This window comes from Vibrio sp. 10N.222.47.A9 (assembly GCF_963872585.1).
GTDB classification, from domain to species: Bacteria; Pseudomonadota; Gammaproteobacteria; order Enterobacterales; family Vibrionaceae; genus Vibrio; species Vibrio splendidus.
Map to the genome: position 1 here is coordinate 18,664 of NZ_CAWNBB010000021.1, position 12,064 is coordinate 30,727.

At 44.0% G+C, this 12,064-nt stretch carries 12 protein-coding genes; 4 read left to right on the plus strand and 8 right to left on the minus strand.

The annotated features are described in order from the left end of the window. Positions 1-91 precede the first annotated feature (91 nt). The 4 genes from AACT19_RS04230 to AACT19_RS04245 form a co-directional block, all read right to left on the minus strand. Positions 92-595: a PqiC family protein gene (locus tag AACT19_RS04230; protein ID WP_076645446.1), complete on the minus strand. Its 504-nt coding sequence runs from the start codon at positions 593-595 to the stop codon at positions 92-94. Further along, positions 595-2,220 (minus strand): intermembrane transport protein PqiB, encoded by a 1,626-nt coding sequence (gene pqiB, locus AACT19_RS04235; RefSeq protein ID WP_076645448.1) that lies wholly within the window; start codon positions 2,218-2,220, stop codon positions 595-597. Before pqiB ends, AACT19_RS04230 begins: the two co-directional genes overlap by 1 nt. A 24-nt stretch (positions 2,221-2,244) precedes the next feature. Next, positions 2,245-3,492 (minus strand): paraquat-inducible protein A, encoded by a 1,248-nt coding sequence (locus AACT19_RS04240; protein WP_076645450.1) that lies wholly within the window; start codon positions 3,490-3,492, stop codon positions 2,245-2,247. 187 nt (positions 3,493-3,679) lie between these two features. Then, entirely contained in the window at positions 3,680-4,546 is an 867-nt protein-coding gene (locus AACT19_RS04245; RefSeq protein ID WP_076645452.1) for a LysR family transcriptional regulator, read from the minus strand. Positions 4,547-4,687: 141 nt separating this feature from the next. On the opposite strand from AACT19_RS04245, the gene AACT19_RS04250 reads away from it, so the two are divergent. Next, a complete protein-coding gene (locus tag AACT19_RS04250; RefSeq protein WP_029222090.1) occupies positions 4,688-5,062 on the plus strand; it encodes a YybH family protein in 375 nt (124 codons plus the stop codon). A 212-nt stretch (positions 5,063-5,274) separates the two neighbouring features. On the opposite strand, the gene proX is transcribed toward AACT19_RS04250, so the two are convergent. From proX to proV, 3 genes are read right to left on the minus strand one after another with little or no spacing between them, the layout of a single operon-like run. Next, positions 5,275-6,282, minus strand: a complete 1,008-nt coding sequence (proX, locus tag AACT19_RS04255) for a glycine betaine/L-proline ABC transporter substrate-binding protein ProX (protein WP_004734648.1) — start codon at positions 6,280-6,282, stop codon at positions 5,275-5,277. Then, complete coding sequence (proW, locus tag AACT19_RS04260) at positions 6,275-7,369, minus strand: glycine betaine/L-proline ABC transporter permease ProW (protein ID WP_004734649.1); 1,095 nt, start codon at positions 7,367-7,369, stop codon at positions 6,275-6,277. The genes proX and proW overlap by 8 nt, the downstream gene beginning before the upstream one ends. Positions 7,370-7,372: 3 nt before the next feature. Next, the gene (gene proV / locus AACT19_RS04265) at positions 7,373-8,560 is read right to left on the minus strand and encodes a glycine betaine/L-proline ABC transporter ATP-binding protein ProV (protein WP_017079026.1); all 1,188 of its coding nucleotides are present in this window, start codon (positions 8,558-8,560) and stop codon (positions 7,373-7,375) included. Between the two features lie 745 nt (positions 8,561-9,305). On the opposite strand from proV, the gene AACT19_RS04270 reads away from it, so the two are divergent. Further along, positions 9,306-10,043: an HAD-IIB family hydrolase gene (locus AACT19_RS04270; protein WP_065681225.1), complete on the plus strand. Its 738-nt coding sequence runs from the start codon at positions 9,306-9,308 to the stop codon at positions 10,041-10,043. A 40-nt stretch (positions 10,044-10,083) separates the two neighbouring features. Here the strand turns inward: AACT19_RS04270 and AACT19_RS04275 are convergent, their stop codons facing one another. Beyond that, a complete protein-coding gene (locus AACT19_RS04275) occupies positions 10,084-10,296 on the minus strand; it encodes a TIGR02450 family Trp-rich protein (RefSeq protein WP_017093192.1) in 213 nt (70 codons plus the stop codon). A gap of 173 nt (positions 10,297-10,469) precedes the next feature. Between AACT19_RS04275 and AACT19_RS04280 the strand changes: the two genes are divergently transcribed. After that, positions 10,470-10,745, plus strand: coding sequence for a nitrogenase-stabilizing/protective protein NifW (locus AACT19_RS04280; protein WP_004734654.1), 276 nt, complete (start codon positions 10,470-10,472; stop codon positions 10,743-10,745). 137 nt (positions 10,746-10,882) lie between these two features. Next, positions 10,883-12,007, plus strand: coding sequence for a M14 family metallopeptidase (locus tag AACT19_RS04285; protein WP_076645456.1), 1,125 nt, complete (start codon positions 10,883-10,885; stop codon positions 12,005-12,007). Positions 12,008-12,064: the final 57 nt, after the last annotated feature.

The following is a 12,064-nucleotide window of genomic DNA, read 5'->3' on the forward strand; positions in this document are numbered from 1 at the left end:
GTTTTTCTTTCGATAGAGTTACTTTAGCCATCAACAAACAAATGAGGAAAACCGAGATTTACCAAATTGAAAACAGCCCTAAGAATTAGCTTTAAGGCAATTGCGTCTGTATCTCAGATAGCACCTCATCTAACTCCTCACCTAGGGCTTCAACAAGTGCTTCATAACCTGCTTCTTTCAACGGTACTTTTGATTCGAAGTCGGCACGCGCGAGCTCTGAGCCTTGCTCGCTCAATACCCAAGTTCCTTTCACTTCTGCGTTTCCGGTGTAAGAGCCATTGAACTGCTCAAAGGTTATCGTCAACTCTCTTTCGGGCTCTCCTGATGTATCAGAAGTATTGACCCGCTCTTCAAGCAACCCTTCAAGGTTCTCAGCCCAAACGTGTTTACGCGCAGACACCAATTCATTTTCAGACTTGCGATAAGCTATTCCTATCGTGTCGAGGTAATCCGGCAAATCAACACTAGTTTTGACCTTAAAGATGGGCTTATCCAATGTACTTTCAGGCAAGAGGTAGGCGTTAGTACCATCAGTAGGCGCTGCGCACCCCAAGAGCCCGACTGACACAACCAGTGATATAAATTGCTTTCTCATTATTCCACTCCCTTAACTGGAATCGGGTCTTCTTCTACTTCACTACCAAACACTAACGCATTCGGTTTGTCGTTCAGCACTTTAATCAGTGGGCGAAGCTCTTTTAACACATGTTCTAACTCTTCAGATGCACTGATCAATTGCTTGTAGGCGTCTGAATCATCGTCGTAGCTCTCTAATGTCGTCTCAAGTTGCTTCATCGTTTCACTCAGATCCTTTGGTAACGCTTTTGCGCCCTCACTATCCAGCAGTTCATCCATACTCTTTAAGGTGCTATCTAACGAAGCAAGCGAGCCATTTAAGTTAGCCACAGTCGCATCTAGCGGTAACTCGTTAATCTTGGTTAAGAAGTCTGTGATCTGCTTTTGAATCTCGGTCAAGCCACCAGCTACAACAGGGAAGACAGGATAACCATCAAACTCTCTTGGCTCGTACGGGTCTTCGTCTTCATAGAAGTTTATGTCGACAAACAATGCGCCTGTAAGCAAGTTACCCGTCTTCAAAGTCGCCCTTAAACCTTCTCCCATTTGAAGGTCGACTCGTTTGGCAAAGCTTTCAGCATTCACAGCCTTAAAGACTTCTGAAACTCGTTCTATCTCCAGCTTGATTAAGATGGGAATGCGGTTCGAGACTTTACCGTCTTTATCCATGCGAATCTGTAACGGCACTGTATCCACTGTACCTATTCGAACGCCACGATACTCCACGGGAGCGCCCTTCTTTAGACCTCGAACCGATTCTTCAAACAACAATACGTAATCAATAGAAGTCGTGTATTTGCCTTGTAAAACTGCGTCGTAATTATCGTAAAGTGTATATTCTTGTAAGTTCTCTTTGATCTGCTGTCCCGGCTGAATGCTCGCTGCCACATCAAAACTCACGCCACCCGTTATTATGCTTTCTATCGATGCGAAGTTAACGTCGAGGCCATTCGCACCAAACTTCACATCAATCCCAGAGGACAACCAAAACTGAGTTTTCTCGAAGATCAGCCCGTCATAAGGAGCAAAGATAAACAGTTGGTACTTACCCACTTTATTCTCGTAATCGAAACTTGTTTTCTCGACACGTCCAACAACAAAGCCATGGTGCAATACAGGTTCGCCAACGTTCAGTTGATTCGCTTTATGGTGTGATAACACCACACGAATGCCTTTGGTGTCTGGCCCTGCGACGGGTGGCGTGTCTAACACATCAAACTTCAATTGAGATTCACTGGATTTCCCTGGCTTTAACTCTATGTATGAGCCAGACAAAATGGTTTCTAACCCGCTGATTCCATCAGTACCGATGTGTGGCTCAACCAACCAAAATTGGGTTTCTTTATTGATCATGCGTGAGGCTTTCTTGTCTATCTGAGCTTTGGCGATGATGTATTCATAGTCTTCGCTTAACGCCACGTCAGTGATTGTCCCAACGTGCACGTTCTTAGATTTGATCGTTGTTTTTCCTGCTTCTATTCCGGAAGCATCAGGCAAGATCAAAGTGATCTCTGGTCCGCGATTGTTGAAGTACTGAAACAACATCCAACAGCCGACCAGAACAGCGATAATGGGCACAATCCAGACCGGAGACAATTCATTTTTTTTTGATACTTTCGCATCTGACGCGCTTTGTTTTTCCATATACCCCACACCTCTACCGAGAGATTATTTCCATATAATTCGAGAATCAAAAATCATTGCCGACAACATAGTGAAAATGACGACGGCAGCAAAAGACAAAGCAGCAGGCCCAGGATAAATCGCCATCAATCCGTCTAATTGAACCAAGGCAACCAGAATGGCAACCACAAAAATATCTATCATTGACCACCGACCAATAAACTCAGTAACACGGTATATTTTGAGAAATCGAGTCGCTTCATCAACAGGTAAGCCCTGAACCCTTTTTGCATTCCAATACAAGTATGCGAGCGCAATCATTTTTGCCATCGGTATAAACACACTGGCAAGCAAGATGATCAAAGCGACTGGGTATGACCCCATATTCCACAGAATGATGACACCTTCGATGATGGTTGAACCTTCACTCGTCCCGAATGCAGACGTATACATCATTGGGTATAGGTTTGCCGGGATGTAAAAAATAATGGATGTGAGTAATAGAGCCCACGCTATCTGAAGGTTTTTGGTCGGATTAAATCGGTGTAGGTGAACATGACAACGAGAGCATTGACTAAGTTGGTCATAATACAAGTGAACCTGCCCACAAACATGACAAACCAAATGATCGTGCTTTTGAAAAAGGCTACCCGTTACCGATTCATGCAACGGCTTAGGTGGGATCAATCGGTCCCAGATCCAATCAAAATCAACCAACGAAATGGTTTTGACCACCAGCATAGCGTAGATACCAAATGCCCAAAATGATATGCCCATAGAGACATCGGCTAGTGCTGCTATTTTAATCAAACTAACCAACACACCAATCAAAAATACATCCACCATCAGCCACGGTTTAACCCAGCTCAAAGTCTTTAAAATGAAGATCGCTAAACGGCTTAGGTTCGGCGAGTGGGTGCGCCTTTTTTCAGTCAACGAATAGAACCAGATCGCGCTAATCAGAAAATAAGCAGGCAGGAAAATAACGGCAAGAAATAAGAGTGCGGCAATCAGTGAATTATCTAACCTATCCATCATATCCACGGCTTGATAAAGGGTTATTTGTTGACTGATACCTTGGACGCTAAATGACATGTAGGGAAAAGTAAGACTCATCACGAGTGTGATCAAACTGGCCACTGCGTAGGCCATCACTCCTTGTCCCTTACTCGCACCGATGCTGCACAATGTATGATGACAACGAGGGCAAGACGCCTTACTGCCCGAAGGTAATTCCCGGAACTGGCTGACTAACCCACATTCGATGCATGACTTGGTACAAAGATCAGACAATAATGGCACCTCTTAGCGGTTGATAAGCAACTAGACACTAAGACTAACTATAAGTAAGAGTTGGATTTTTTGCCAATATGCACCCAATTAAACAAATACAGTATCGTAGAAATGAGAGGTAGAAAGATAAAAGAAGAGATGACCAATTGGCCACCTCCTCGCAGTCCTAGAGCTGTGTCTAGAAAGCTTAAACTAAGTTCTGCTTAAGCTTCTCTTCCAACGCTTGAATACACAGCTTGATAGCGATAGGCGTGTTTGAAGCGAATGGGTTCAACGCATAAACCGTGTTAGTGGGTAATTGAAAGCTTGGCATCATGTCGACCACCTCACCGGATAGCTGATGAAGGTAAAAGTCTGGAATAGCACCGATACCGACGCCAGATTTAATCAAAGCGAGACAACTGTGAAAGGAGTTCGTAATGCAACTGGCTGGCTGTTGGTAAATAAAGTCTTGTTCATTTTGCGAACTAAAGTGATGAGTCACCTGTTTTCCCTGCCAAGAGTTTGCGATGTAAGGAATAGATTCAAGTTCACGAGAGAGCATGCGTTCAACACCACACAACACATCTTTAAACTCACCTAAACGCTTTTGCTTTAGGTTGCTATCACGCGAACTGCCCACTCGTACTGCGAGATCAATATCGTGTTCCATGAAGTCTAGATGCTGATCGTCGCTTATCAGCTCTGGCTTTAACTTCGGATATTGCTTCATCAGATCTGCAATGACGGGTACGACGAGCAAGTCCATCAGAGCATTCGACGCCGTAATACGAATCCGACCTTGGGGCTCTTCTAATTCGGCTTTTGCCATATCCCAAGCCGATTCAGCGATCACGTTGATGTCTTTGCAACTCAAATAAAAACGCTCACCCACACTGGTCAGAGATTGCCTGCGTGTTGTGCGCTTAAGAAGAGAAGCGCCTAGCTCTTGTTCTAAAATTTTGAGGTGCTGACTGACGACAGATTTAGACAACTCTAGCTTTTCAGCCGCAGCCGAGACTGAACCCTGCTCTACGATATGAGCGAAAATCGACATCTGCTTTAGCTTACTCATCTTATTGTTCTCTTTTTACAAACAGTATTTTCTATTATCTCTGTTTTTCAAATCAATTTCCAAGACTAAACTCAATTCAACTTATCGAGATACCAAATCAAAAAGACAGTGCTCGAAACAAGACTGTTATGGAGAAAGACAATGTTAGACAACCAAATTTTAGAAGCATGTAAGCAGGGCATTAACGCGTGGCAAAAAGCTTTCAACAGCCAAGATGCGAAAGGTTGTGCAGATCAATATACTGAAAGCTGTGTAATGGAAGCACGTCCATTTGGTACTTTTGAAGGTCGTGAAGCGATTCAAGCGTTTTGGCAAAATATCATCGACCAAGGCTTCAAAGACGTTGATTACACCGATGTTAAGTGGGAAGAGCACCCAGAAGGCGGTTACATTCTTACCGCTAGCTGGACAATGAACAAAGCGTTTGGTGTTGTACATCGTGAGCACTGGGCACTAGAAGCGGATGGTTGCGCTCGCTTAGTCAGCGACGACTTCGAAGTTCAAGGCGAACGCTAGAGCTGCAATTAAAAGCTAGAAGCTCACAGCTCACAGCTCACAGCTCAAAAATAGAAACAGAAAACAAAAAGCCAGCAACCCAAATGGACTGCTGGCTTTTTAATGTTTGACTCTGTCGCCTTTTCACTTCATTTGAAGGTGATTCAGTGACTCTACACAATCATCATTTCAAATCAAAATGTCTAGTCAGACAGAGCAAATACAAGTCAAAGTTACAGAGCGGCTTTCTTCGCTTCTGTAATCCAACCATCGAACGTGCTTTGGTTCGCTTTGATCCAACCGTTTACGTGCGCTTCGATATCCGCAGAGCTGTTCTTACCTTTACTCATCATCATGTTCTGAGCACTTACATCATTGATGTTAAGTTTGATGATCTCGAAAAGCTTCGCTGCTGATGGGTTGTTCTTAGCAAACTCTTTGTTCGCAATAATGCGCATTGAGTTCATTTCGAAGCCGTAGTTTTTGCCGTTAGATAACGTCGTGTCCACATTCGAACGCTCGCCAGGAAGTGCTGAGAAAGGAACTTCTAACCAAACTACATCTTCGTTAGGCACCAATACGCCACTTACCCAGTAAGGTGTCCACGTGTAGTAAAGAATTGATTCACCCTTTTGGTAACGAGAAATGGTATCTGCGATGATCGCCGCATAGTTACCTTGGTTGTGAGTCACCGTATCGTCCAGTTTGAACGCTGAAAGTTGATGTTCAATCACCATCTCACAACCCCAACCTGGGTTACAGCCTGTAAGGTCTGCTTTGCCATCACCGTCAGCATCAAAAAGCTTCGCGATTTTCGGATCCGTCAGTTGACCAATGTTAGTAATGTTGTATTTCTCAGCCGTTTTCTTATCAATTAGGTAACCTTGAGCGGCACCGCTTACATATTGGCCTTCACGGTAGAATTTATCATCGCCGCCCGCCATTTTGTATTTATCAGCATGAAGCGGGAACCAACCTACGGTTAGGAACGTTGCATCACCTTTTGCAATTGAGGTGTAACCTACGTTGTAATCCACTTCTTGCGTAGATTTCACGTCGTAGCCAAGCTCTTCAAGGGCGCGGTTAACAATCAACGTTTGGAATGTTTCTTCCGCTACAGACGATTGAACTGGCTGAACTGATACACCTTCACCCGGTAAGCTTGCTGCCCACACGTTAGTTGATACTGCTAATGTAGAAACGATGCTAACTGCAAGTTTGCTCTTCCATGAATTATTCATTGGTGTTTTTCCTTAATTGTAGTTCTGATTTGTTACCGCGATTTATCGCATTGAGCACAAGAGAAACAGGGCCCATGTGGTACCAGCGTAATTTTGTATTACCTGCATTTACCCCGAGAACTTGGGTAATGCGGTCAAGCAGGATTGCTAGAATAACGATGCCGAGACCACCAACAGCGGCCAGTCCCATATCTAGACGGCCGATACCTCTCAGTACCATTTGCCCTAAACCACCTACCGCGATCATTGATGCGATAACCACCATAGATAGCGACAACATCAGTGTTTGGTTCACGCCCGCCATAATGGTTGGTAATGCAAGTGGCAGTTGAATTCGGTAAAGCATCTGCTTTTTGCTTGCACCGAATGAATGACCCGCTTCGATCAAATCTTCCGGTACTTGCTGAATACCCAGAATGGTTAAACGTACCACCGGTGGCAGTGCGAATATAATGGTCACCACCACACCTGGAACGTTACCGATACCAAACAACATTACGATGGGTACTAAGTAAACGAAGGCTGGCGTTGTTTGCATAGCGTCCAGAATTGGGCGAACGAATTTAGCCGCCGTGTTACTTCGGGCAAGCCATATTCCCATGGGTAAACCGATCAACAGGCAGAAGAATACAGATGTCATCACCAGTGAAAGCGTGGTCATCGCTTCAGACCAAGCGCCAATCAAACCAATCATAGTAAGAGATACTGCCGTAGCAACACCCAGTTTCAGGTTTGAAAACTGCCATGCCACCAAGAACAAAATGATGAGCATAAATGGGGCTGGCGTAGACACCAATGCCGTTTCAAATGAACTTAGAATGAAATCGATAGGTACACGAATTGCTTGAAACAATGGTCGTCCGTGTTCAACTAGCCAATTCAATCCAGACTCAACCCAAGTATCAACAGGCAGAACGGCTTCTGCAAAAGGATTAAGAGGATCAAAAGGAATGGTTTCTACGGTTTCACTGCTTAGCCAATCTGCCGATGGTGAAGTGTCAGCGGCTTGACCCCAAGGATCACTTGATGGCTGAGCAGCAGGAGCAGACTGTGACCATGGGTCATTATTTGTTTGTTCAGACGACATGATCTACCCCTTATCCAATGTTTGTAGCAAACGTGACTTAGTTACCACGCCAAAGTAATTACCTTGCTCATCCACAACAGGAACGGAATAAGGCACACCACCAACAAGGCCAAGCACGTCATTGATTGGTAAATCAGGGTTCAGCGTTAATCCATCATCGAGCTGCGCGCTCACTAATGATTTGTTCTCTTTGTGAGCTTTGCGAAGAGAGTCAATAGAAACAATGCCGGAGTAAAGGCTGCTCTTCTCAACAACGATGCCGTATTCACGGTCGTTATCCATTAGGATTTGCAGAGCGGAAGCTGGGCCGTCGTGTTCTGACTTTTTAAATACCGCAGCCGGTTTCTTACGCGCAATGTCTTTCACAGTAAGTACGCTTGCGACATTTACACCACGGAAAAAGGCTTCGACATAGTCGTTCGCTGGGTTGTTAAGAATTTCGTCTGGTGTGCCCACTTGAACCACTTCACCGTTTTGCATAATGGCAATACGGTCACCGATTCTCATCGCTTCATCCAAATCATGGGAGATGAATACAATCGTTCGTTTATCGTCATTTTGAAGACGAATCAGTTCATCTTGCATTTCAGTACGAATCAAAGGATCGAGTGCCGAGAACGCTTCGTCCATTAACAGGATATCTGGGTCACATGCCAAGGCTCGCGCTAGACCAACACGTTGTTTCATACCGCCAGACAATTCATCTGGGTACGATTCTGAGTATGCGCCAAGACCTACGCGCTCTAACGCTTCAAATGCTGACTGTTTTCGTTTATCTACTTCAACACCTGCCAGCTCAAGGCCAAATGCAGCATTTTCGATAACGGTCATATGCGGCATCAGTGCGAAATTTTGGAAAACCATGGAGATGTTGTTGCGGCGGACTTCACGCAGTTCATCTTCTGAGATGTGGGCAATGTCTTTGCCTCGAAGAAGCACATTACCTTTGGTAGGTTCGATTAAGCGGTTAAGAAGGCGTACTAGGGTTGATTTGCCAGATCCTGACAATCCCATAATCACGAAAATCTCGCCTTCTTGAATACTAAGAGAAACATCGTTAACACCGATCGTTAACCCTGTTTCTTCGAAAATTTTGTCTTTATCCGCGCCTTCATTAATCATCGAAAAAGCACGGTCGGTATCTTCACCAAACACCTTGTACAGTCCCTTAACTTCCAGTATGGGATCCATATAATCTAATCCTTTCTTAGCTATTTTAACTTAAAAATGGTTATTTAAGCTCGAAAAACGATTAGCACTCTAAGCAATGTAGGGCTGTAAATCAAGGGGTTGCGTTCGGTAACTCTTATCAAAAACAATCATTTCGCCAACCAAAATCAAGTTTCAACATTCAGATAAAAACCAACAAAACACTGATAATAAAGGATATTAAAACGATATAAATGCGTTCGAGATTATCTATTCCCTACTGATAGATTATTGAATATTTATTTCACATTAAAACAATTAATGGGTCAAACAGACTAGAATTCAACGTAAATACTTCGTGCACAAATAATTCGAATACAAACTATTTATTGTAGTTTTAACGATATCTAAAAACTGGAAATTTGCGCTTTACGGAGAGCAAAACCTCCCCCCTTCTTCTTTATCGATGCAACAAGAAGATCGGTATAGCTTCGGCAAGAACGCAGAGGTATTCACAACCGCTCATTTAAACCAATAGAGGGCCAGAAGGTCACTATATGAAAATAGAAATAGCCGATGGAATAAACCAAGTTTGGCACTGGTCAAATTGATAGAATTATCTTCAATATCCAAAACATAACGCCAAGTGTGATGCTTACTGCAAACTAATGAATGTCGATTATCTAAGCCGAAAGACAACTTGTAGAGTCCTCATTGCTGAGCCATTATTTATAGAAGAAATCGACATACTTTCCGCGATTATTAAAGAAAAGGACAAGGCGCTCGAATGATAAAAATGCTGGTGTGTGACTTCGACGGTACGCTTGATGGGGGTTCATCCCATGGGGTTAATCAGTTATTTAACTACTTAGCGGATCAACCTGATATCCGCTTTATCATCGCGACAGGTAGAACTCTGCCCTCAATTCGGGTGGGCTTGGCATCAGATAACTACCCGAAACCACACAGTATTATCAGCGATGTGGGCACCAGAATTCATCACGTTCACTCCCAAAAGCCTGATCATATTTGGCACAACCAATTAGAAGCGTCTTGGAACAAATCAAAGGTAGAGTCCGCACTGGCGCCACTCGATTTCATGGGCGAACGCTTAGAGAGCCATCAGGGTGATTACAAAATCACTTTTGAAGGGAAGCTTTCAGAGCCTCAACATGAACTGATTGAATCTAGTTTGGAGATGCACGGATTAGATGTTCACCTTACTTACTCTCATGATTGGTACTTAGATATCACACCAAAAGGCGTTAACAAGGCGACGGCGATTCACCACCTACTCGAACAACACGATTTGAGCGTTGCAGAAGTATGTGTCGCAGGTGATTCAGCTAACGACACCTCAATGCTCACCATTGAGGGCGTAAACTCGATACTGGTCGCTAACCATTACCCAGAGGTTGCTCACCTATCTGATAGAGACAACGTGTACACCAGCAGAGCAACACATGCTGAGGGTGTTTTAGAAGGCCTTAAATACTGGCAAGGGCGTGCAGCAGCGGGTAATTAGAAATAAGTAGAGGTGACCGACTGATCCCTACTTCCTATCCTTATTTCCAACCAGGAAGCCAATGTTCCTTGTCGGTTAGATCTCGCCAATTAATGGCTTCCTCTCGTTTGGTCATCACTGCTTCTATCAAGCAACGAATCACCTCCCCTTCTTCAAACTCGACCTCAGTGACCATAAAGTGCTTTTCTTTCTTTACTGGGCTAACAGCAGTCCATTTACTGCGGAGCAGTTTCTTTGGGTTAATTCGATTCATGATTCTTTCCTGCACAGTTCATTGATGTTTTATCTATAAGCTTCAAAGAGTTAAAAAGATCATTTTAAGTTGAGAAAGCCCACGACTAAAATCCAGATAAGTCATAACTAAAGTCAATAAAACAAGTCGTAGACTCGGTACAATAGCTGCCACCAGTTCAGAGACTAATCCCCATGAACCAAACAGAATTCCAGCAAAAAATAGCGAGTTTCACCGCCATCGAACAAGCGCTTGATTACTTTGAAATTGGCTTTGATAGCAAGTTTATCGACCAAAATAGAATAGAGCTTGTGAAGCGCTTTAATGGTTATCTGATCCTGTCGAAACCCGATGATTGGTTTTCTGGAAGAAGAGCACTGAAAAACGCGTACTGTAAGGTTCAACGCAGTAAACTGGATCGTTACACACGTTCTGCCTGTCGTGGTTGTACTACTTGTCAACGCCGCTAGTTCAAAATCAGATAGCTTAAAGGTAGATAACAAAAAATAGAGAATTGAAATAACATCTCATTACGATTTAGTTAGTGGTTTGCTCGAAAAAAAGTGTGCTAGTCTTACGGCAACTCAACTACGAGATAAAAACTACAATGAAAATTTTCAGCAATTTCGAAAGCGGCAACATTCACGTCGTTTCAGCAGATTCACCACAAAATATTCAACTGACGATCCCAGCAGACAACCAGACTGAAATCTCTCAGTGGTTTCACTTCCGTTTAGAAAGTGAAGCTCAACAAGCTCACCACTTTGAAATCGGCCAATTGGCAACATCTGCTTACCCTGATGGGTGGAAAGATTATGATGTTGTAGCATCTTATGACCGTGAAGAGTGGTTCCGCATTCCATCTCAGTTCGATGGCGATACATTTAGTTTTGATATCATCCCTGAACACGATTCAATGTACTTCGCCTACTTTGCGCCGTACTCATACGATCGTCACCAAGATCTTCTGCACAGTGCTCAAACGCACCCGGCTTGTAAGCTAGAAACTCTAGGTCACACGCTAGACAACAACGACATCACCTTGCTAACCATTGGTGAGCCAAGTGAAGAGAAGAAAAACATCTGGGTTATTGGTCGCCAACACCCAGGCGAGACTATGGCTGAATGGCTAATCGAAGGTCTGCTGCAACGCCTACTTGATGAGACAGACACAGTCGGTCGCTCTCTTCTAGACAACGTTGTGTTCCGCGTTGTACCGAACATGAACCCAGATGGCAGCATCCGTGGTCACCTGCGCACTAATGCGATTGGTGTAAACCTTAACCGCGAATGGCAATCACCTTCTCTAGAACGCAGCCCTGAAGTTTTCCTTGTGCGCGAGCGCATGCTAGAAACTGGCGTTGATCTGTGCCTAGACATTCACGGTGATGAAGCGATTCCATATAACTTTGTTGCAGGTAGCGAAGGCACACCTTCATACAACGAGCGCATTGCAAAACTGGAGAATCACTTCAAGCAAGCGCTTCTGACTATCACGCCAGAATTCCAAGATGAATTTGGTTACGATAAAGACGAACCGGGCAAAGCAAATATGACCGTCGGCACAAACTGGATCGGCGAGCAGTTCAAATGTCTGGCTTACACTGTCGAGATGCCATTTAAAGATCATATCAGCCACGCTGACGAACTTTACGGCTGGTCTCCAGAGCGCAGTGTTGCATTTGGTCACGACATGTTAACAGCGGTTTGGGCAACAGTAGACGAGCTATAAAACGAACCATAGACAGGCTAAGCGCCTTAGTTTGTCCGTATAGTTAGTTTGCTTACA